The 21,600-nt window shown below is 65.1% G+C and carries 20 protein-coding genes; 10 read left to right on the forward strand and 10 right to left on the reverse strand.

Annotated features, from left to right (window positions below; translation table 11 throughout):
• The first annotated feature begins 580 nt into the window (after positions 1-580).
• The 6 genes from glnD to dapE are packed head-to-tail and all read left to right on the forward strand — an operon-like array spanning position 581 to position 7,293.
• Positions 581-3,235, forward strand: coding sequence for a [protein-PII] uridylyltransferase (gene glnD / locus AC1DKY_RS18610; RefSeq protein WP_441605060.1), 2,655 nt, complete (start codon positions 581-583; stop codon positions 3,233-3,235).
• Positions 3,181-4,173 (forward strand): 2,3,4,5-tetrahydropyridine-2,6-dicarboxylate N-succinyltransferase, encoded by a 993-nt coding sequence (dapD, locus tag AC1DKY_RS18615; RefSeq protein ID WP_441605127.1) that lies wholly within the window; start codon positions 3,181-3,183, stop codon positions 4,171-4,173. Before glnD ends, dapD begins: the two co-directional genes overlap by 55 nt.
• The gene (locus AC1DKY_RS18620; RefSeq protein WP_441605061.1) at positions 4,170-4,526 is read left to right on the forward strand and encodes a Spx/MgsR family RNA polymerase-binding regulatory protein; all 357 of its coding nucleotides are present in this window, start codon (positions 4,170-4,172) and stop codon (positions 4,524-4,526) included. The genes dapD and AC1DKY_RS18620 overlap by 4 nt, the downstream gene beginning before the upstream one ends.
• A 13-nt stretch (positions 4,527-4,539) precedes the next feature.
• On the forward strand, positions 4,540-5,037 hold the full coding sequence (locus tag AC1DKY_RS18625; RefSeq protein WP_441605062.1) for a DUF2165 family protein: 498 nt from the start codon (positions 4,540-4,542) through the stop codon (positions 5,035-5,037).
• A gap of 16 nt (positions 5,038-5,053) precedes the next feature.
• Positions 5,054-6,118: a VIT1/CCC1 transporter family protein gene (locus AC1DKY_RS18630; protein ID WP_441605063.1), complete on the forward strand. Its 1,065-nt coding sequence runs from the start codon at positions 5,054-5,056 to the stop codon at positions 6,116-6,118.
• Between the two features lie 41 nt (positions 6,119-6,159).
• On the forward strand, positions 6,160-7,293 hold the full coding sequence (gene dapE / locus AC1DKY_RS18635; RefSeq protein ID WP_441605064.1) for a succinyl-diaminopimelate desuccinylase: 1,134 nt from the start codon (positions 6,160-6,162) through the stop codon (positions 7,291-7,293).
• Between the two features lie 56 nt (positions 7,294-7,349).
• Here dapE and AC1DKY_RS18640 read toward each other — a convergent pair whose 3' ends face one another.
• Positions 7,350-9,770, reverse strand: a complete 2,421-nt coding sequence (locus AC1DKY_RS18640; protein WP_441605065.1) for a penicillin acylase family protein — start codon at positions 9,768-9,770, stop codon at positions 7,350-7,352.
• Between the two features lie 47 nt (positions 9,771-9,817).
• Positions 9,818-10,630 (reverse strand): phosphodiester glycosidase family protein, encoded by an 813-nt coding sequence (locus tag AC1DKY_RS18645; protein WP_441605066.1) that lies wholly within the window; start codon positions 10,628-10,630, stop codon positions 9,818-9,820.
• A 172-nt stretch (positions 10,631-10,802) separates the two neighbouring features.
• Between AC1DKY_RS18645 and AC1DKY_RS18650 the strand changes: the two genes are divergently transcribed.
• Positions 10,803-11,291, forward strand: a complete 489-nt coding sequence (locus AC1DKY_RS18650; RefSeq protein ID WP_441605067.1) for an NUDIX hydrolase — start codon at positions 10,803-10,805, stop codon at positions 11,289-11,291.
• Positions 11,292-11,951: 660 nt separating this feature from the next.
• On the opposite strand, the gene AC1DKY_RS18655 is transcribed toward AC1DKY_RS18650, so the two are convergent.
• Together AC1DKY_RS18655 and AC1DKY_RS18660 are read right to left on the reverse strand one after the other, a co-directional pair.
• Positions 11,952-13,166: a beta-ketoacyl-[acyl-carrier-protein] synthase family protein gene (locus AC1DKY_RS18655; RefSeq protein ID WP_441605068.1), complete on the reverse strand. Its 1,215-nt coding sequence runs from the start codon at positions 13,164-13,166 to the stop codon at positions 11,952-11,954.
• Between the two features lie 3 nt (positions 13,167-13,169).
• Positions 13,170-13,421 (reverse strand): acyl carrier protein, encoded by a 252-nt coding sequence (locus tag AC1DKY_RS18660; RefSeq protein ID WP_046971921.1) that lies wholly within the window; start codon positions 13,419-13,421, stop codon positions 13,170-13,172.
• Positions 13,422-13,643: 222 nt separating this feature from the next.
• Here AC1DKY_RS18660 and AC1DKY_RS18665 point away from each other — a divergent pair, with 222 nt between their 5' ends.
• The 3 genes from AC1DKY_RS18665 to AC1DKY_RS18675 all read left to right on the forward strand — a co-directional run bounded on the left by AC1DKY_RS18665 (position 13,644) and on the right by AC1DKY_RS18675 (position 16,497).
• On the forward strand, positions 13,644-14,702 hold the full coding sequence (locus tag AC1DKY_RS18665) for a GNAT family N-acetyltransferase (RefSeq protein WP_441605069.1): 1,059 nt from the start codon (positions 13,644-13,646) through the stop codon (positions 14,700-14,702).
• Complete coding sequence (locus tag AC1DKY_RS18670; protein ID WP_441605070.1) at positions 14,689-15,564, forward strand: arginase family protein; 876 nt, start codon at positions 14,689-14,691, stop codon at positions 15,562-15,564. The genes AC1DKY_RS18665 and AC1DKY_RS18670 overlap by 14 nt, the downstream gene beginning before the upstream one ends.
• Positions 15,565-15,681: 117 nt before the next feature.
• On the forward strand, positions 15,682-16,497 hold the full coding sequence (locus tag AC1DKY_RS18675) for a CPBP family intramembrane glutamic endopeptidase (protein ID WP_441605071.1): 816 nt from the start codon (positions 15,682-15,684) through the stop codon (positions 16,495-16,497).
• Positions 16,498-16,506: 9 nt separating this feature from the next.
• Here AC1DKY_RS18675 and AC1DKY_RS18680 read toward each other — a convergent pair whose 3' ends face one another.
• From AC1DKY_RS18680 to AC1DKY_RS18705, 6 genes are all read right to left on the reverse strand, one after another.
• Positions 16,507-17,706, reverse strand: coding sequence for a DegT/DnrJ/EryC1/StrS family aminotransferase (locus tag AC1DKY_RS18680; RefSeq protein ID WP_441605072.1), 1,200 nt, complete (start codon positions 17,704-17,706; stop codon positions 16,507-16,509).
• A gap of 13 nt (positions 17,707-17,719) precedes the next feature.
• Positions 17,720-18,163, reverse strand: a complete 444-nt coding sequence (locus tag AC1DKY_RS18685) for a DMT family transporter (RefSeq protein ID WP_441605073.1) — start codon at positions 18,161-18,163, stop codon at positions 17,720-17,722.
• Positions 18,164-18,166: 3 nt separating this feature from the next.
• Positions 18,167-18,529, reverse strand: a complete 363-nt coding sequence (locus AC1DKY_RS18690; protein WP_441605074.1) for an EamA family transporter — start codon at positions 18,527-18,529, stop codon at positions 18,167-18,169.
• A 9-nt stretch (positions 18,530-18,538) separates the two neighbouring features.
• Positions 18,539-19,378 (reverse strand): alpha/beta hydrolase, encoded by an 840-nt coding sequence (locus AC1DKY_RS18695; RefSeq protein WP_441605075.1) that lies wholly within the window; start codon positions 19,376-19,378, stop codon positions 18,539-18,541.
• A 165-nt stretch (positions 19,379-19,543) separates the two neighbouring features.
• Entirely contained in the window at positions 19,544-20,059 is a 516-nt protein-coding gene (locus tag AC1DKY_RS18700) for a hypothetical protein (protein ID WP_441605076.1), read from the reverse strand.
• 111 nt (positions 20,060-20,170) lie between these two features.
• Positions 20,171-21,586: a M16 family metallopeptidase gene (locus AC1DKY_RS18705; RefSeq protein ID WP_441605077.1), complete on the reverse strand. Its 1,416-nt coding sequence runs from the start codon at positions 21,584-21,586 to the stop codon at positions 20,171-20,173.
• Positions 21,587-21,600: the final 14 nt, after the last annotated feature.

The following is a 21,600-nucleotide window of genomic DNA, read 5'->3' on the forward strand; positions in this document are numbered from 1 at the left end:
TACGCGGCGGGCGTTTCGATCGGCTGCCGCCGACCGAGTCACTTTTCTTTTGCTGGCCCAAAAGATCCCACGGGACTAGCTTCGCGTCGAAAGTAACCCAAAGAAAATGGCCTGATAACGCCCGCAGCATCGTGTTGGGATAAGCCCGAACGTTTGAGGCGCGTCGTTGTGGGACAACCTCCGAGGGTACACAGCGGGTACTGCAAAGCGCTGCGCAACGCGCCCGAATCGCTGAGGACTTAAGGCGGGGCCTCGCTGCGCATCGGCTTTAGCCCCGCACATTGCGAACTGGGTACCGGGCCTGGCGGTTGTCTGTGGGAGCGCACCCTGTGCGCGACCGTCACGCTGCGGTGTGCCGCTCCGTAGGCTTGTCGCGCACAGGGTGCGCTCCCACAGTTTTTTTCTCCCTCTCCCTTTTGGGGAGAGCTCTGGGGTGAGGGGGGCTCGTGGCGGCGTTGCAATCGAAGCCGTTTATCAGGCTTGGGCTTTTGCCGATATTTTCTGGTCTTGACCTCAATTTGCCCTGCGCCAAAGCCCCATGCGTGGCAGACTTGCTGCATCGCCACATGCGTCCCTTTCCATGCCTGTCGCTCCGATCGTGTTGCCTCCTTTGCCACGCCTGCCTGCGGCGGTGCCGCGTTCGGGTGTGTCGGCGGATGCGCGGCGGGCGCTGCGGCAGCTGCTGGGTGATGTGGATCGCGCGCTGGCGACGGCGTTTCGCGATGGTGCGGATGCGGCGGCGCTGGCCCAGCGGCGCGGGGAGTCGGTGCAGCGGATCGTGGTGCATGTGTGGTCGGCCTGCCTCGGCGACGTGAGCGATGCTGCGTTGTTTGCGGTTGGCGGGTTTGGCCGCGGCTTGCTGTTTCCGCATTCGGACGTCGATCTGCTGGCGCTGGTCGGGCCGTCCGAACCGGCACGACTGCGCGCGCTGGAGCAGTGCTTCGCTACCCTGTGGGACATCGGCCTGAAAGTAGGTCACGCGGTGCGCGATCTGCCGCAATGCCGCGTACTTGCCCAGCAAGACGCCAGCGTGTTCACCAGCCTGCTCGATGCGCGCCGGCTGGTCGGTGATCCCTCGATGGAGGAAGGGCTCAAGGCGATCGTCAACGATCCTGCCTTGTGGCCGCCGGCCGAGTATCTCGCGGTGCGCCTGGCCGAGCGCGATGCACGCCACGCGCGCTACAACGACACGGCGTACAACCTGGAACCCAATCTGAAGGATGGCCCCGGTGGCTTGCGCACGCTCGATGCGTTGCGCTGGCTTGGGCGTCGTCTCGCGCATGCGGACGACTTCGACGACATGGTTGAAGAAGGCCTGCTCGATCCCGCTGAAAAGGACACGCTGGAACAATCCGAGGCCACGCTGCGTCGCTATCGCTACGCGCTGCATCTGGAAGCGGGTCGTGCCGAGGAACGCCTGCTGTTCGACTATCAGCGTGCCTTGGCGGCGCGGCTGGGTTTCCAGGACGAGCACGAGAAGAACCTCGGCGTTGAACAGTTCATGCAGGGCTACTATCGCGCCGCCAGTCAGGTGGAGCGTCTGGGCGTGCAGATTGCCGAGCGCTTCGAGGAAATGCTGGAACCGCTCGCGCCGCCGCAAGCGGTAGGCGAGGATTTCGTGCGCTACGGCAAGCGACTTGCCGTGCGCGATCCGGACCTGTTCATGCGTCGGCCGGCAGCGCTGGTCGATGCATTCATCGCGCGATTGGGCGAGCCGGGCATCACCGGCTTCACCGCCGACACCATGCGTCGCATGCATCAGGCATCGGCCGCGCTGGATCGCGAGCTCGCCGACGATCCGGAGGTGCTGGCAGCGTTCCTGCGCCTGCTGCGCCTGGGGGCGCCGGCGGTCGAGGCGATGTGGCGGATGAATCGCCATGGTCTGCTGGCGGCGATTCTTCCGGCCTTTGGCAAAGTCTTTGGGCGCATGCAGTACGACCTGTTCCACGTCTACACCGTCGACGAACACACGCTGCGCGTGCTGCGCAATATGGCGCGGTTTGCCGACGCGGATGCGGTGAACGATTTCCCCATCGCCTGCAAGATCTGGCCAGGTTTGCCCAAGCCGGAACTGATGCTGCTGGCGGGGCTGTTCCACGACATTGCCAAGGGGCGCGGTGGCGATCATTCGGTGCTTGGCGAAGAGGAAGCGCTGGCCTTCGGTCGACGACTGGGTTTGCCGGAGGACGATACGCAGCTCATCGCATGGCTGGTGCGCTGGCATCTGTTGATGAGCACCACGGCGCAGCGACAGGACATTACCGATCCCGACGTCGTGCATCGTTTTGCCGAGACGGTGGACACGCCCGAGCGGCTGGACTATCTCTACCTGCTGACCATCGCCGACATCATTGGCACCAGCCCCAAGTTGTGGAATGGCTGGAAGGATCGTCTGCTGGCGGATCTCTATACATCTACGCGCTACGCGCTGCGCAGCGAAGACGAGCTGCCGTCCGATGCCGCCGCGCGTGTGCGCGCCTGCAGCGAGCAGGCCCTGGCGCTGCTGGAACAGGAAGGCTTTACGGCGGACGCCTGCCAGCGTGTATGGCGCGGCTTCCCGGAATCGAGCTTCCTGCGCCACCGACCCGAACAGATTGCCTGGCAGACCTCGGCGATCCTGCGCGCCAAGGGCGCAACGCCGCTGGTCGAGGTGCATCCGAAATCCGTGCGTGGCACCACCGAGTTGTTCGTTTACGTACCCGATCGCGATGGCTTGTTTGCCGCCGTCACGGCCATGCTCGATCGCCTGCATCTATCCGTGATGGAGGCGCGCATTCTCAGCTCGCCCACCGGCATGGCGCTGGATACCTTCCTGTTGCTCGAAGCGGACACGCAGCAGCCGGCCACGCCGGAGCGTGCCGACGAGCTCAAGCAGCGCCTGCATCGCGCCTTGTCGCAGCCGGGTCATGTGCACCAGCCGTCGCGCCGCAGCATGTCGCGGCACCTGAAGCATTTCCAGGCGGCGCCGAAGATTGCCTTCAGCACCGTCAACGGCCGCACACGCCTGGCCCTGGTGTGCAGCGATCGCCCCGGCCTGCTCGCGGCGGTGGCGCAGGGCATGATGGATGCCGGTGTGCGCGTGCACGACGCGCGCATTGCCACCTTCGGCGAGCGCGTGGAGGATTTTTTCCTTATCACCGACCGTCACGACGCGCCCTTGAGCATCGAGTTGCAGGATCGATTGCTGCATGCCTTGCTCGAACGGCTCGGGCCCGCCAAGGAAAAACGCGCCTGAGGCGGCGACGTGGCATCGACTCGCGGCGCACGCCTTTTCTTGTCAGAATCGCTTGTCCCTTGCGGCACCTTGCGTTGCCGCTCACTCCCGACCCCTTTGCCGTGACTGCCATGCAACCCATTGAAACCCTGATCAACGACGCCTTCGAACGCCGCAACGAACTGACCCAGGCCGAGATCGACACCCATCTGCGTCCCGCCGTGGAGCAGGTCATCGACCTGCTGGAAGCGGGCGAGCGCCGCGTCGCCGAGCCCGATGGCCATGGCGGCTGGACGGTCAATCAGTGGATCAAGAAAGGCGTGCTGCTGTATTTCCGCATCAACGGCAATCGAGTGGTCGATGGTGGCCCGGCCATGGCCTTCGACAAGGTGCCGCTGCGCTTTGCGCATGGCAACGATCAGGAATTGGAAGGGCTGGGCGCGCGCGTGGTGCCTGGCGCGTTGGTGCGTCGTGGCGCCCACGTGGCGAAGGACGCGGTACTGATGCCGAGCTACGTGAATATCGGCGCCTATGTCGGCGCCGGCAGCATGGTCGACACCTGGGCCACGGTCGGTTCGTGCGCGCAGATTGGCGCCGGCGTGCATCTATCCGGCGGCGTAGGCATCGGTGGCGTGCTGGAACCACTGCAGGCCAATCCGACCATCATCGAAGACAACTGCTTCATTGGCGCGCGTTCGGAAGTGGTCGAAGGCGTGATCGTGGAGAAGGGCAGCGTGATCGGCATGGGCGTGTTCCTCGGCCAGTCCACGCGCATCTACAACCGCGCCACCGGTGAAGTGAGCTACGGCCGCGTGCCGGCCGGCAGCGTGGTGGTGGCAGGCAGCCTGCCGGCGAAGGATGGTTCGCACAGCTTGTACGCCGCCATCATCGTCAAGCAGGTGGACGAGAAGACGCGCAGCAAGACCGGCATCAACGAGCTGCTGCGGAGCGCCGAATGAGCGTGACCCTGTATGGCCTTAGCACCTGCGATACCTGCCGCAAGGCGCGCAACTGGCTCGATCGCTTCGAGGTGGCATACACCTTCGTCGATTACCGCGCCCATCCGGTGCCGGCGGCCACGCTCAAAAGCTGGGCGCAGCAGCTCGGCGGCTGGGAGAAACTGGTGAACAAGGCGTCTACCACCTGGCGCACGCTGCTGCCGCAGCGCAAGAATCCCAGCAGCGATCCGGAGTGGACGCTGCTGCTCAAGGAATATCCCGCGCTTGTGCGCCGTCCGGTGGTGCTGCAGGAAGACGGTTCGGTCAGCGTGGGGTTCACCGACAACGGCTTCAAGAAACTGTTCGGGCGCTGAGGTCGCGATCGCCATGGTGGTGCGCCTGTCACGGATCCTGCTGCTCGCCGCCATCGCGCTCTGGCTCAGCCTGGTGGCGTTCGGCAACCTCACCGATTACGGCAGCAATTGGCCGTTCGTACGGCATGTGCTGGCGATGGACACGATCTTCCCAGGCGCGGGCATCCATTACCGCGCCATCACCTCGCCGCTGTTGCAGCACCTTGCCTACGGCCTGATCATCGCCACGGAAACGCTGGCCGCCGCGCTGTGCTGGCTGGGCGTGTGGCGGCTGTGGCGTACGCGCGCGGCGCCGGCTGTGGTATTCCATCGCGCCAAGCGTATGAGTGTGCTCGGCCTCACCATCGGCATCATGTTGTGGCTGGGCGGCTTCATCGCCGTGGGCGGCGAATGGTTCGGCATGTGGATGTCCACGCAGTGGAATGGACTGGAGAGCGCGTTCCGCTTCGTGGCGGTGTTGCTGCTGGCGCTGGTCTATCTGGGGCAGCGCGATGGCGAGCTCGACGAATGAGTCACATGGAGGCGGCATGACAGCCCGTCGCGCACGGCACTACCGTAGCAATCTTCGGATCGAGCGTGACAATGCGGCGCTGTATGAGCATCTGTCCGAGCTAGCCTCCGACCAGCGTCTGCGGCGGGCCTATCGACGGATTGCCGACGGCGAACGAGCCAACGCAACGTTCTGGGAAGAACAGCTCAAACACATGGGCGTCGAAGTGCCGCCGGTGCGGCTCGGCGTTCGCGTCAAGGTGCTGACCTGGTTTGCGCGACGCTTCGGCACTGAGTTTGTGATGCCCACGGTGGTACGGCTCGAACACGCCGATCATCTGCCGACTCCGGTCGACCGCGAAGGACACCGCGACCATTTCCTTGAGCCACACACGCCGTCGATGCGCAGCGGCCGTCATCGCACGCAAAGCGGAAACACTTTGCGCGCGGCCGTGCTGGGCGCGAACGATGGACTCGTTTCCAACGGCAGTCTGGTGATGGGCATGGCGGGCGCAGCCGCCGGCAACCACGCGATCCTGCTCGCCGGTTTCGCCGGGCTGGTGGCCGGTGCATGTTCGATGGCGCTGGGCGAATGGCTGTCGGTCAACAGTTCGCGCGAGTTCTATCAGGCGCAGATCGCGGCGCGCGCCGAGCGTCTCGCCGTATCGCCGGAAGACGGCAAGCGCAGCCTCGCCAGCCTCTATCGCCAGAAGGGCATGGACGCGAAAACGGCGGACGAACTGGCCGAACAGATCGCCGAACGTCCGCGCAATGCGCTCGATACCCTGGTGCGCGAAGACCTCGGCATCGATCCGGACGAACTCGGTGGCTCGGCATACGGCGCAGCCATTTCCTCGTTCTGCCTGTTCGCCCTGGGTGCGCTGTTTCCGGTGGCACCCTACCTGTTTCTGAAAGACCATACGGCCTTCGTCGCCAGCATCGCCTCGACCATCGTGGGGCTGGTGCTGATCGGCATGGGCACGGCGCTGTTCACCGGGCGGAGCATGGTGTTTTCCATTGCCAGGCAGTTTGGTATCACGTTGGCGGCCGCCGGCATCACCTATGTGGTAGGTCATGCCTTGGGAACGGTGTTGGCGGGCTAAGTGGCACAGTAGTTCACGGTTTGCATGATTTGAGGCAAAGCATGTCCAAGGTTCTCGATTTAGCCGTTGATCTCATCCGCCGCCCTTCGGTGACGCCGCACGATGCCGGCTGCCAGGCAGTGATCGGCGAACGCCTGGAGGCTGCAGGCTTCCAGGTGCAGCACCTGCGCTTTGGCGAAGTCGACAATCTGTGGGCTACGCATGGCAAGGGCGGTCCGCTGCTGATGTTCCTGGGCCACACCGATGTGGTGCCTACCGGACCGGTCGAGGGATGGGCGAGCGATCCGTTTGAGCCGGCGATACGCGATGGCCTTCTATACGGCCGTGGCGCGGCGGATATGAAAGGTTCGGTGGCGGCGATGGTGGTGGCGCTGGAAGCCTTCGTGGCCTCGCATCCCGCTCACAGCGGTCGAGTTGGTTTGCTGTTGACCAGCGACGAGGAAGGGCCGACCAATCTCGACGGCGTGCGTCGCGTGGCCGAGCATTTTCGTGCCACGGGCGAGCGCGTCGACTGGTGCGTGGTGGGTGAGCCGTCGTCGAAACAGCAGCTCGGCGACCTGATACGCGTGGGGCGCCGCGGTTCGCTTTCCGGCACGCTGGTCGTGCGTGGCATCCAGGGGCATGTGGCTTACCCGGAGAAGGCGCGCAATCCCATCCATGCGTTTGCTCCCGCACTGGCAGCACTGGCGGCGGAGCGTTGGGACGAAGGCAACCGGGACTTCCCGCCTACTTCGTTCCAGGTATCCAACCTCAATGCGGGTACGGGCGCCAACAACGTGATCCCCGGCACGCTCACGGCCTTGATCAACTTCCGCTACAGCACAGCCAGTCGCGCCGCGGATCTGCGCACGCGCACCGAAGCCATCCTCGACAAGCACGGCGTGGATTGGCAGATCGAATGGTCGCTGTCGGGCGAACCGTTTCTCACGCCGCCGGGCGGCGCGGTGCGCGATGCGGTGATTTCGGTATGCCGTGAGTTGTGTGGCATCGCACCGGAGGAGAGCACGGGCGGCGGTACCTCCGATGGCCGCTTCATTGCGCCGCTGGGCGCCGAAGTAGTGGAGCTGGGGCCGGTGAACGCCACCATTCACAAGGTGGACGAATGCGTGTCGGTGGCTGATCTGGAGAAGCTGCCGTCGCTCTACGAGGCGATCTGCGAACGCCTCTTGCGTTGACCCTGGCTTCCAGCATGGCGCATTGAAAAAGCCGCCCTGAGGCGACTTTTTCGCGTTTAAGACTTGGTGGGCACCAGTGTCAGCGTGTGCTGGTCAGGCCCCGGCAGCAACGGTGTCGGCCGACCGTTGACCCAATCCTCCTCGCCTGCACCGTGATACGGCGACAGCGGGTTGTCGCTCTGGCCGCCGGGCATGTGGAGGATGCTCTGCGCTTCATGGCCGGGCATGGCATCGAGACGCTCGGAGGCGCCAAAGCCGGGCGAGACGACCCGCGGCATATTGTGATCGCCAGCCACAGGCTCGTCGGGCATGTCCAGGTAGCGGCCGAGGAAGCCGGGCAGGGCGCGCGACAGCGGATGGCGGATGGCCGTTCGGTTGTATTCGCCCCAGGTGCGCGCCGCCAGGCCGCCGGGCTGCTTACCAAGCTCGTCGACCACGTCGTGCGCAGCGGCGTTGAGCAGGGCGTTCCAGTTGTCGTAGGCCGGATCGAGCAGGTTGGCGGGACGGTCGCGCAGCAGGGTCCACACGGCTGCCTCGGTGTCGACCAGACCGGGCCAGGCGAAGTCCTCGTGCCTGGCCTTCACCTGGGCGACGAACGGCGCCAGCACTTTTTCCTTCACCTTGTCGCGGAACGCGCGCACCAGGCGATAGTCGACGCTGTCCGTCGCGGCGCGGCCCGCCCAGCTGGCCGTGAGCTGGCGCAGCTGTTCCAGCCCGGGGTCATGCGTGCCCGCCAGCGTGTCCTGCAGCAGACGCTGCCAGCGCGTGAGCAACACGGCGCGGTTGTCCAGTTGCACATCGAGCATATTGCCCGGGGTGAAGCTGTTGCGCGCACGCAGGTCGTCGCGGATCTGCTGCGCACGCGCGCCCAGGTCGTGGCCGCCGTTGCCAAGCAGTTCGAGTTCGGCGCCGTCGACGGTGCGGTTGTTGGCGGTCCACAGGCGGCCATCGGCGGGATCTTCAACGCGCGGATACTGCGAGGCCTCGGCGCAGCCCAGCCAGCCCGTATCGGCGTTCGACCAGTCGGCAGGGAGTTGCGCATCGTAGCCCTTGCGCAGCGGAATGCAGGTGCCGGTGACGGTCCAGCCGATATGGCCGGCGCTGTCGCCCACCAGCAGGTTCTGCGGCGGCATGCCCATGCCGGGGGCGAGATCGAGCGCGGCATGCGCACTGTCGATGTGCTCCAGCTGCATCACGCCCAGGTTGTAGCCGCGCGGACGATCGCCGATCCAGGCCAGCGCCAGCGGCGTGCCGTCGATGTCCTTGCCCATGACCGGACCCCAGCGCGTCGCTTCCACTTTCAGCGTCTGGTCGGGCGCGTCCTTGATATGGATGACTTCGTCGTGGGTTTCGAGCGCGGCCCAGCCTTCGGGCACCTTGTAGCGCGTGGCGTCGTTGGGATCGCGCTGCACGCGCACCCAGTCCGCCCAGTCGCCGTAGCTGTTGGTGAAACCCCAGGCCACCTGGCCGTTCGAGCCGACCACCAGCGCGGGCGTACCCGGCAGCGACACGCCGTTGGCATCGCGCTGGCCGCCCGGCGCCGTGGCATCGGGATAGCGCAGGCGCACGCGGTACCAGATATTGGGCACGCGCAGCGTCAGATGCATGTCGTTTGCCACGATGGCGGCGCCCGATTCGGTGAGGCTGCCTGCGACGGCGAAGTTGTTGCTGCCCGGTCGCGCGGCATCCAGCGCGGGGAGCAAGGCGGCGGTCAGAGCCGTCTTGTCGCCGGTGGTGGACGGTGCGGCCTTGCGCAGGTCGAACACGTCCGCGCCGGGAATCACCGGCGGATGCGAGAGGTCACCCTGCAATGGTGCTTCCCAATCCGGATCGGGCGACAGCAGGAAATCGGCTACTGGCGCGGGCAAGGCATCGCGCAGCTCGGCCATGTGCAATTCGCGATCGTTGCGGCCGTCGCCATTGAGATCCAGATACATCGCGGCAATCACCAGAAAGCTGTCCTCTGGGCGCCAAGCCTGCGGCTTCGCGTTGAGCAGCAGGTATTCCCACGGCTTGACGTGCAGGTGCGCGAGGCCGGCGTTCACGCCGGCGGCATACAGATCCAGCGTGCGCTTCTGCTCGGGCGGCAACGCGGCATAGGCGGCCTGCGCCACGCTGCGCAGGCGATGGCGACGATGATTGAGGTCGGTATCGAGCGCCTTGGCGCCCACCAGTTCCGACAGCTCGCCTGCGGGCAGGCGACGCATCAGATCCATCGCGAAAAACCGCTCCTGTCCGTGCACATAACCCATGGCATAGGTGACGTCGTCACGACTCTTGCCTTGCAGCGTAGTGGTGCCGAGCGCATCGCGCGTGATGGCCACGGCGTCGCCCAAGCCGTTGATCTGCACCTCCCCGTCGAGTTGCGCGCGGCTGCCGGCCAGCAGGAACCAGGCGGCGATGAAGACGCCCAGTGCCAGCACCAACAAGGTGCCAAGCAGGTAACGGAGCCAGCGGAAACGGCGGGGTTGATTCATGGCGCGAGTGACTCGATGCGTTGGAAGAAAACCGCCAGCGTGCGCGGTCAGGGCGTGGTTGACGAGAACACCGCGAAAATGCCGGCATACGGCTTCACCATGAACGTGGGCGCGCCGGCATAGCCTTCACCTTCCACGTAGAACTGCGAAATGGTGCCGTCCAGGTAAAGCGCATCGCGGCAGCCGAGTTCTTCCTTGAACAGCCGCGCGAAGGTATGGAAATTCACCGGCGCCTCGCTCACCGCAAACACCACGTGGTGCGGCGTTTTTGCGCACACGCCGCTACGCCACTTGAGGCTGTTGGAGTCGTCGATGAACTGCTCGTTGAGCTTGCCGTCGATCACCAGCATGGGGCCGGACTGGCTGGCCCATTGCGCGGGCTTGCCGGCCGCCTTGAACGCCGCGCTGGTCTGCACGGCAGCGTGGCCGTCGGCATAGATGGCGAACACGCCATTGGGCAGCAACGAGAAATTGCCCGATGCCGGGTTGCCGTGCGCGAGGTTCAACGGCACGGCGGTCTTGCCGTTCTCCACATACAGGCCCAGTGGCGCAAACTGGCGGTCGTAGATGCCGGCGTTGGCGGCAAACAGCATGCGGCGGCTGTGCGTCATGCCCCATTGGCGCAGCGCGTTGATGGTGCCGAACGGCTCGCCGCTTTCCGGGTCCTTCCAGTGCAGGCTCAGCGATTCGCGTTTCAGGTCGATACTGACTACGCGGAAGTTCTGGTTGTCGAACACCGTCTCCCTGCTGGCCACGGCCTGCGCCTGGCGATCGCAGCCGGCCACCAGCGCCAGTGCCAGCAGCAGCCAGCACAGTGAGGGGCGCAGACGGGATGACGGACAGCCTGGAGCGGTGGACATGTCCTGATGGTCGCCGCCCGGGCCGGGCCGGCGCAAGCCCATGCAGATGCATCGGCAGAAATTTTGTCGCAGCGATTGCCTGACGGGTGGGCGACTGCCCGCACGAATCGAGCAGCGGCAACGGGTGCGTGACTATACTGGCTGCTTTCCTCCCCAGCACTGCAGCGTACCGATGCCTTACACCCCCATCGTGGCGACCCTCGGCTATGTGTTGTCGCCGGATCGTCGGCAAGTCCTGATGATTCACCGCAATTCGCGCCCGGACGACATGCACCTGGGCAAGTACAACGGCCTGGGCGGCAAGATGGAGCCGGGCGAAGACATTGCTGCCTGCATGCACCGCGAAATCCTCGAAGAGGCCGGCATCACCTGTGAGTCGATGTCGCTGCGCGGCACGCTCAATTGGCCGGGCTTTGGCAAGCAGGGTGAGGATTGGCTGGGCTTTATCTTCATCATCGATGGATTCAGCGGGACGCCGCTGACTTCTAATCCCGAGGGCACGCTGGAGTGGGTGGCGGTGGACCGGCTGATGGAACTGCCGATGTGGGAGGGGGATCGCCATTTCCTGCCGCTGGTGTTTGACGAGGATCCTCGGCCGTTTCATGGGGTGATGCCGTACAAGGATGGCCGCATGCAGTCGTGGTCGTACTCGCGGTTTTGATTGGGGTGGTGATCGTGCGCATCGGGTAGCGCCAACGCCCGCTTTCGTTGTGCGGGTCTTTTGTAGGGGCGCACTTGTGCGCGACCAGCCGACGGAGCGGTACACCGCAGCTCTGCGGTCGCGCACAAGTGCGCTCCTACAAGGAGGGCGCAGGTCCGTGGATGGCGGATCAATCTTGCCGGTCGGCTCGTCTGTGGGAGCGGCGGACGGAAAGAGAGATGCCGAAGGCGATGCAAAGCGAGGCCCTGCTTTAAGTCCTCAGCGATTCGGGCGCGTTGCGCAGCGCTTTGAACTACCCGCTGTGTACCCTCGGAGGTTGTCCCATCAGACGCACCTCAACCGCTCGGGCTTATCCCAACACGATGCTGCGGGCGTTTTAGGCCATTCTCTTTGGGTTACTTTCGACGCGAAGCTAGTCCCGTGGGATCTCTTGGGCCAGCAAGAGAAAAGTGACTCGAGCGGCGGCAGCCGTTCGAAACGCCCGCCGCGTCCCACAGGGACTAGCTTTGCGTCGTAGGCGGCACCCTGGCCGCAAGGTGACAATCAGAAGCCAAGGATCTGAATGGTCAGCCATGCGACGGTTGAAAAGCGCCTCCGGCCCACGCCGGGATGACGATTCCTTTCGCGCCGCGCGTCAGTAAGCGGCACAACAACCCACCCTCACCCCATCCGCCTCACCGCCACCACCGCATTCAACCCCCCAAACGCAAACGAATTGCTGATCGCCGCATTCACCTTGCGCTCGCGCGCCACATTCGGCACATAGTCCAGATCGCAGGCGGGATCAGGTTCGAGGTAATTGATGGTGGGCGCCACGATGCCATCGTGGATCGCGCCGATGGCGGCGATCAATTCCAGTGCACCGCCCGCGCCCAGCGCATGGCCATGCATGGACTTGGTGGATGACACCAGCATTTCGCGCGCATGCGCGCCGAACACGCGATGGATGGCGCGCGTCTCGGTGCTGTCGTTGGCCACCGTGCCGGTGCCATGGGCGTTGACGTAGTCGACGTCTTCGGGCGCCAGGCCGCCATCGCGCAGCGCCATGCTCATTGCGGCGGCGGCGCCGATGTCCGATGGTGCGGCGATATCGCCGGCGTCCGAACTCATGCCGGTGCCGGCCAGCTCGCAGATGATTTCCGCGCCGCGTTTCTGCGCCGACTCCAGCGTCTCGATCACATACATCGCCGCACCTTCGCCCAGCACCAGGCCGCGGCGGCCCTTGCTGAAGGGGCGGCAGGTATCGGGGGCGAGCACGCGCATGGCTTCCCAGGCGCGCAGTGTGCCGAGCGTGATGCAGGCCTCGGTGCCACCGACCACGGCCGCATCGACGATGCCGGATCGGATCATCATCGCCGCCTGCGCAAACGCATGGTTGGAAGATGCACACGCGCTCGCCACCACGAATGCCGGGCCGGTGATGCCGTGCACCATGCTCACCTGGCTGGCGGGCGCGTTCATCATCATGCGTACGATGCTTAGCGGGTGGAAGCGGCCCTGGTGTTCGCCATACAGGCGTTCATAGAGATCGTCGCGGGTGGTCTCGCCACCGGCACCGGTGCCGATGACGACGGCCGCGCGCGAGCCGACTTCGCCCTCGAAGCTTATGCCCGACTGGCGGATCGCTTCGTTGGCTGCGATCAACGCGTATTCGCTGAACGTATCGAGCAGCGCGCGACGGCCTTCGTCAAAAAAGTTGGCGGGGTCGTAATTCGCCACTTCGGCCGCGATGCCGCCATTGCGCAGCTGGCCCACTTCGATGTGGTGGATCGGGCCGATGCCGGACCGACCCTCAGTCATCGCCTTCCACACGGAAGGTGCGTCGTGGCCGAGCGCGCAGATCGCGCCCATGCCGGTTATCACGATGCGGCGCATGAATTATTCGCTGGTCTTCTGGGCGAGCTGGCGCTCGATGGCTTCCACTAGCTGTCCGACGGTGCCGCCGTCGAAGTCGGTGTCTTCGTTGGGCAGGTTGATGTTGAAGTGTTCTTCGATATCAAAGATCACTTCGATGGCATCCAGTGAGGCGATACCCAGGTCCTTCAGGGTGGACTCCGGCTTGATCGTGTCGAGCTCGATCTTGGCCTGCTTGGCGATGATGTCGAAGGTTTCCTGCTGAACGTTGCTCATGTGTGCTTTCCTGGGGTCCATGGCGCCGGGTCACACGGCATCCGCCGGATGCCGTTTCACAAGCCTGACGAACCGCCAGGACAAAGTCCAGAACGCCACCGCATGGAACGGCTGTCCTCATGCTCCGCCGGGTTGCCTTTCACCAGCCTTTTAAGCGGGAAATCGTGGGCAGGGCGGGGCGGGAGTCGTATCCTATGGCCTTGTGACTCGTGGGACTGTCGCGTGCGGTACCTCAATCAGCTCGAGCCGGACGCACTGGTCGCCCGGTTCGCCGAACATCCCCCCATCGATTTCAGTGTGATGCAGGTCGCGGACACGCCGGCCTTCGTAGCGCCGTTCGACCTGCTCACCACCGCCGATGACGAGGCCCGCGCCAAGGTGACCGGCGCGCCCGGCTATCGCTGGTGGGGGCGTCTGCTGCGCTGGCGCACGGCCTTCGTGGGAACCACGGTGTCCGAATATGCGCTGTTTCCGCGCGATGCCCAGCCCGATGCACTGGCTAAGGCCTTGCGCGACCAGCTGGGTCGGCGCCAGCGCCTGATGATCGTGAAGGACATACCGCAGGCCTCGCCCTTGTTCGACGCCGCCACGGGCGACTGGTGCAAGCGTTTCGCCGATGCCTGCGACGCCGCCGGTTTCATCCTGCTGGAAGGGCAGGCGCTGGCTTATGTGACCATCGATTTCCAGGGCGAGGACGATTACCTCGCCCGCCTGTCGTCGAGTCGACGCAAAGACATCCGCCGCAAACTGCGCAAGCGCGATGATGTGGCGGTGACTTCGCTGCCATGCGGGGATGCGGCGTTCATCGATGACACGCTGATTGACGCCTATTACGCGCTTTACGAAAACGTCTACGCGCAGAGTGAAGTCCATTTCGACAAGCTCAGCCGCGAGTTTTTCGCCGCCGTGTTGCGCGATGCCACCAATGGCGGCGTGGTGTTTGTCTATCGCCACCAGGACGAGATGATCGGCTGGAATCTGTGCTTTGTGGTGGAGGGCAAGCTGATCGACAAGTACGTGGGTTTTGCCTATCCGCAGGCGCGGGAGCAGAACCTGTATTTCACCAGCTGGTTCCACAATCTCGCTTACGCTCGCGAACACCATCTCACCCACTATGTGGCAGGCTGGACCGATCCGCAGATCAAGGCCTATCTGGGTGCACAATTCACCCTGACGCGGCACGCGATCTATCTGCGCAATCCGCTGCTGCGGCTGGCCGCGCGCCGCTTAGGCAAATTCTTCGAGAGCGATAGCCAATGGGCAGCGCATGAACCGGCGTGAACCACTGATCCTGGATTTCGACAGTTCGGTCGGGCAGATCCCGGGCGCGACTACGCTGGCGCTCACCGACTGGCAGGAAGCGATCCGCTTTGGCTGCACGCTGCGCACGTTTCACCGGCTGCGCGACTATCTCGACACGCGTCTGCCGGAAAACTACGGCACCGTGCTGATGGGCTCGGGCGACTATCACCATCTCACCTGGCCGCTGGTGCAGCGTCAGCGCGCCCGCGGTCCGTTCCAGCTGGTGGTGTTCGACAACCATCCGGACAATATGCGTTTCCCCTGGGGCATCCATTGCGGATCGTGGGTGCGTCGGGTGGCCATGCTGCCGTTCGTCACGCACGTGCACGTGGTGGGGATTACCTCCGGCGACATCGGCGCCAGGCACGCCTGGGAAAACTATTTGCGTCCGCTGCAGGCCGGCAAGCTCAGTTATTGGTGCATGGACGTGAACGTGGACTGGGCGGCGAAGCTTGGGCTCAGCGATGCCTTCCATCGCTTCGATGATCCCGACGCGCTGACCTGCGCGTTCGTGCAGCAATTGAAGCAGGCACCGCAGCCCACGTATCTGTCCATCGACAAGGATGCGTTCAGCGTCGATACGGCGCGCACCAACTGGGACCAGGGCCTGCTGGAAGAATCGCACGCCATGGCGATCATCGAAGCGCTGCGTGGACGCATCGTGGCCAGCGACATCAACGGCGAAGTCTCGGCTTATCAGTACCGCACGTGGTGGAAGCGCTTGTTGAGCGGCATGGATGGCCAGGAGCCGGTGCCGCAGGCCGAGCTGGATGCCTGGCAGGCGCAGCAGCGGGCGTTCAATGCGCGACTGTTGGTAGCCATCGCCGAAAGCAGCGTGTAAAGCATTGGATTGAAGATCGGCGCCGCATTCACGCCGGCACGGCGTTGAACGGGCAAGGATGCCGCAGGCGTATCGAGAGCCGGCTCGTTCCGGCAACGTTCGAGGCGATGCCATCGTATGACCGAGCACTTTCCCGCCAGTCGTCGCGCGTTGATCTTTCTTGGCGTCACCTTCGCCATCACCTGGTTGGCCTGGGGCGCACTGGTCGCGCTGGCGCAGGCGCAGGCCACCAGCTATGGCACATGGCCCTTCATGACCTTGTATGTGCTGGGCGGCTTGGGCCCGACCATTGCCGCCTATGTCGCCGTGTGGTGCACGCGCCATGAATCGCCGCTGCGCGAGTTCAATCAGCGGGTTTTGCGTTGGCGGGTGCGGCCCGTGTGGTATCTGGTGGCGCTGGGTTTACCGGTCGCGCTGGGCTTGTTCGCGATCGGCGTCGCCGTGGCCTTGAAGCCCGCGCTGGCGTCGCTCGTCAGCATTCGATCGTGGTATCAGTTTCCGCTCTACCTGCTGCTGACCATCATCGGCGGCGGCCTGGAGGAGCTGGGCTGGCGGGGCATCACGCAGGAGGAGTGGGCACGGACCATCGGTGCCGCTCGTGCGGCCCTGCTGATCGGGCCGATCTGGGCGGTTTGGCATCTGCCGCTGTTCTTCCTGCCGGGCGTGGCGCAATACCACGCGGGCTTCGCGCTGTTCCTGGTGGGTGTGATGGGCAATGCGCTGCTGTTTGGCTGGCTATACACCCGCACGCGCAGCATTTTGTTGTGCGTGTTGATGCACGCCGCGTCCAATGCGGCGGTGATGATGGGGGTGAGCATTCCTTCCGGCATGGGCATGTCGGTGGTTGGTCCGTGCCTGAGCCTTGGTGTGGGTGCGCTGTTGTTTCTGTCCACGGGACAGCGATTGGAAAGTCATGAACGACCGACGCGTTGAACGTGGTGTTCAGGCCGTCGCGCGTTCCAGCTCGACGCAAATGGCTTCAAACGTCGCGTCATCCAGCCAGGGGCTGTTGGTGATGGTGAGCGAGCGCGCGGCAAAGGCACGCGCATTGGGCAGCTCGGCATCGGCGACGATGTCGCGCAGGTAGCCGTAGTCGGGCAGGGCGTGGATAAAAAGCCGGCTGACGCCGAGGCCGGCCGTCCACAGCGTCTTCAGCGCCGCATCGCGCCTGGCCTGGTCGGGCAAGGTGAGCAGCAGGAAGGGCCACACGCCTTGCTGGCCCTGCGCATCGTCGAACACGGTAATGCCGGGTATGCGCCGCAGACGTTCCACCCGACGCAAGGCCTGTATGCGCGTGGCATCGAGAAAGGCCGGAAGTCGGGGCAGCGCACGCGCACCCACCGACTGCCGCCAGTCGCTCACGGTGTGCATCGGAATATCGGGGCCAAAATCGTCGCCGACCGCTGCCACCGGGTCGTTGGCCGCCAATGCTTTTCGCAATGGACGTCCATACGCCCAAGCCAACAGCGACGGGCGATAGGCCAACGCGTAGCCGATCAGTTCGAGCGCACGCTGCCAGTCCATTTTTGTGTCGGCGTGAATATTGGCCTGGTGGCTGGCAGCAAACGCCGCGCGCAAGACAGGATCGCGCGTCAACAGCAGGCCGCCTTCGAACAGGGTGAGTCCCTTGCCGACGGCGAGGCTGAAGAAGCCGGCATCGCCCAGCAGGCCGACGCTGAGGCCGTTCTGCTTTGCGCCCAGCGCCTGCGCGGCGTCTTCCAGTACGTAGGCGCCCACGCGATGGGCTACGTCGAGCACCGCATTGACGTCGGCTACGCGACCGGCCAGATGCGTCGGCACGATGGCCAGCGTCTTGGCGCTGCCCAATGCGCAAAGCTGGGCGACATCCATATCGAAGTGATTCGGCGCGAGGTCGCACAGGCGCAGCTTGAGGCCTGCACGATGAATGGCCAGCGCCACCAGCGGACACGTCCACGCGGGGACGATCACTTCGTCGCGCTGCGGACGCAGGCCATGCATGGCCTTGAGCGCCACCACCATGGCCGCCGTGCCCGAGCATTCGAGCTGCAGCTGTTCGACGCCCAGCCACGCAGCGACCTGGTCCGCGAACGGCGCACGGCCCGGCCACAGATCGCTCAGCTGTAGCGGCAGGCCGGCGGTGGGCGGTAGCTCGCGGGACATGGGGGATGTCTGGTCAGTCGCCGGCCACGACGCCGAGCGCGCCCTTCGCTTCGGTCGGCGCATCGCCTTCCGGATGCGCGCCACTTTCCGCGAACGCCAGGCAGATGATGCCGGCCACGATGGCGACGGCGCCGATGATGCGAGAGGCGGTCAGCGGCTCATGGAACAGCCACACGGAGAACAGCATCACGCTCACCACTTCCAGGTGCGTGACGGCGAACGCAGGGCCGATCGGCGCGTGCTTGAGCAGGGTCATCCAGGTGAAGAAGTTGCCGACGTAGCCGATCACCGCGACATAGATCCACGGATGGCCAAACACACGCAAGATCCACGCCCAGTTCGCCTCGGGCGGAAACGCATGGTCGCCGGCGTATTTGAAACTCAGCTGCACCAGCGTGTCGAACAACACCAGGATGGTGAAGCCGATGGCGTAGAAACGGGCTAGCTTCATCGACATTTCTCAGCCTCCGGCCATGCCGACAATGGCTACGCCCGCGGTCACCAGCAGCATGCCGGTCACGCGTAGCGGCGTCAGCTTTTCTTTGAACAGGATCCGGCCGGCGATCATCACCACCACGATGTTGATCGAACCCAGCAGCACGCCTTCGGACAAATCGACCAGCGACAGGAAGGCGATCCAGACCAGGAATTCGGCCACGTAGGAGAGCACGCCGATCCAGATCCACGGACGCGCCGCCATGTACTTCCAACGCGCAACGCCATCACCGGCTCGCGGATCGCCGGCCGCTGCCTTGAAGGACAGCTGGCCGACGGTATCGAGCGTGACGTTGAGCAGCCACAACGCGACAACCAGGGGACTCATGGCGAGTCCTCAGGCCGCAGCGCGCGCGACGGGTTCGTAGGTGGCGGCGATCTGGCGGAAGAACTCCGCCGAGCGGTCGGTCAGCAGGCGACGTTCCCGGTCCACCGTGATCATGTGGTAGCTGTCCTTGAGCCACAGCGTCTCCACCGGGCCGGACACGCCGCGCTGCACGAGATAGGCGTTCTCGATGCTGGCGATGTCGTCTTCGGTGGCGTGGGCGATCAGGCAGGGCGCCGCCACCTTGGGCAGGTCGCGCTTTACCACCGCAGCCATGTTGTACATCTCGCCCAGCGACGGCCACGGGTTGCCGGGCAGGCCGGCGGCGGCACTGTCGCCGCTCAGCATGGCGCTGCTGATCTGCGCGCGCAGGCGCTCGTCGCGGATGCCGTACGGTTCACCCTCGTGCACCATGCGGTGTTTGCCGATGCCCAGGCGGTGCAGCAGGGGCAGCAGGAAGGAGAACTTGCCGATCCACGGAATGGCCCAGCCGTCATAGCGGAAGGTGGCGCCGTAGACGCCCACGCCCTTGACCCATTCCGGACGCTCGGCGGCCAGCTTGAGCGCCAGCACGGCGCCCATCGACAGGCCGGCCACGAACAGGTGATCCACCTCGTGGCGGAACTTGTCGGCGGCAGCTTCCACGCTGGCGTACCAGTCGCGCCAGCCGGTCTTCAGCAGGTCGTCGACGTCGCCGCAATGACCGGCCAGCTGCATGCCATACACCGTGTAACCGGCGCGATTGAGGCCCTTGCCGAGCAGGCGCATCTCGGTCGGGGTGCCGGTCAGGCCATGAATGAGCAGCACACCGCTGCGACCGCCTTCATAGCGGAACTCGACGTCTTGAATCACTGGGGAGCTCCGCAGCAGCCAATCGGGGAAGTCCGGGGCATGCGCCACGCGGAAAGATGACAGTAAATCATGGGGTCAGTCTGACCACCGACCCTTTCCAAGAACTTTCGACCCCGGCGGCCCCAGGCGGGGCCGGATGCGAGTCCAGGCAGGGCCTGCCGGCGCTCAGCGGCCGAAGTGGCCCTGGGTGCCGCCCACGGAGATGCTCATGCCGCCGGTCGGGTGTTCGCAGCTGCCGAAGGCCTGGCTGAGCGTGACGCCGCCGCCGGTGTAGTTGCCGCTGAAGTGGTTGCCGGCAACCACGCCCGTGGTGACCGAGCCATGCACCTGCGGCTGGTTGTAGGTGGCGTCGTCGCAGGTCACGGCCGGCGCAACGCCGACGGCCGCCTGGGTGTCGCCCATCGCGCCGCTGGTGTCGCCGTAATAGGTCCCCGGCGGATCCTTGGTGTAGCTGCCGTTCTGGTTGGCGGCCTGCGCGGTGGCGTTGCCGTTGGACTTGGTCGCCTGGCCCGTGCTGTTGGCCACCGTGGTGGCCGGCGGTGGCGGCGGTGCCGCGCTGGCGCTGGCGGCGGGAAGATTGGCCGGCAGCTTCAGGTTCAGCGACTGGTCGGCGCTCTGTGCCCAGGCCGTTGCCGCCAGCAGGCTGGCGGCGGCGAAAACGGTGGTGCGGACGATCTTCATGGAAAAACTCCGGGGACGTGAGGCCTATAACGCGCCACCGTCGCCGGTGTGGACACGTCCCCCTTTGGACGACGCGTGGCGACGGGAGTTCCCGCCGCCACGCGGGGTTGCTCAGGGCTTGTACGGCGTAAAGCTGCCGATCGCCTTCAACTGCGGATCGATCGCCTTGGGGTCGCCGACCAGGATGATGCTCTGTTTCTCCGGCGCAAAGTACTTGCGCCCCATCGCCTGCACCTGCTCGGCGGTGACCTTGCCGGTGTCGGTGACGTACGTGGTCATGAATGAGGGCGGCATGCCGCTCACCCAATAGCGCGCCAGCGTATTGGCCAGGGCCGACTGGATCTGGTTGCGCAGCAGGTAGATGCCCGCGATGAGGCGCTTGGCGCGCATCAGTTCTTCCGGGCTGGCCGGCTCGGTGCCCATGCCTTGGTAGAGCCTGGACAGTTCGCCCAGCGTGGCGCCGGTGACTTCGTTGCGCACATCCACCACGGCGAGCGTGTTGCCGCCGTTGCGGCGCACGTCCAGCGTGGAATAGGGGCTGTACGAATAACCCTTGTCCTCGCGGATGTCCTGCGTGATGCGGCTGCTGAAGCCGCCGCCGAGCACGGTGTTGGCCACGGTGAGCGGGATGAAGTCCGCATCGCGCAGGGGGACCGTGGGCTGGCCAAAGCGGATATTGGTCTGCACCGCGCCAGCACGCGCCACCAGCAACTTTTGCGCGGGCACATCGGTGGGCACCTGGGCCACATTGGCGGGCGCGGGTCCTTGTGCCTTCCAGCTGCCGAACTGCTGCTCGACCGTCTTGAGCACCTCGTCCGCATCGACCTTGCCGACCACCACCAGCAGCGCGCGCTCCGGCCGCATGCGTTGATCGTGCAACGCGTGCAGCGATTCGGACGTGACGGCCTGGATGCTTGCCTCGGTGAGTTCGTCGCGCGCATACGGGTGATCGCCGTATACCGCGTGATTGAACGCGCGCATCGACTGCCAGTCCGGGTCGGCTTCGTTCACCTTCAGCGACTGCAGCGCATTGGTCTTCTCCAGTGCGACTTCCTTGGCGGGGAAGCTGGGATGCAGCGCCGTGTCGGCGACCAGTTCGAGCAGTTCGTCCGAGTGACTTGCCAGCGCGCTGGCGCTGACGCCGATGGAATCGCGTCCCGCGCTTGCACCGTAGTCGCCGCCGATGGCTTGCAGCTTTTCGGCGATCTGCCTGGAACTGAGTTTGTCGGTACCTTCGTTGAACAAGGCGGCCATCAGCTCGGCCTGGGCAGGATGTTTCGCATCGTCGTACGACGTGCCGCCCAGCACCGCCAGCTGCACGTTCACCTTGGGCAAGCCGTTGCGCGGAATCACCCACACGGTGAGGCCATTGGGCAGGGTGCGCTGCGTGATCTGCGGAACGGGCAGCGGTCGCTCGGGACCGTAGGGCGGCAGTTCCCTGGGCATGGGCGCTTCGGTCGCATGCGCGGCCATGGCGAAGCCGAGGGCGGCAGCGAGCAGGGATGCTTTCAGAGTCGTCGTGATCATGACCTTCGCTCTCC

Source organism: Dyella sp. 01N448 (genome assembly GCF_056399225.1).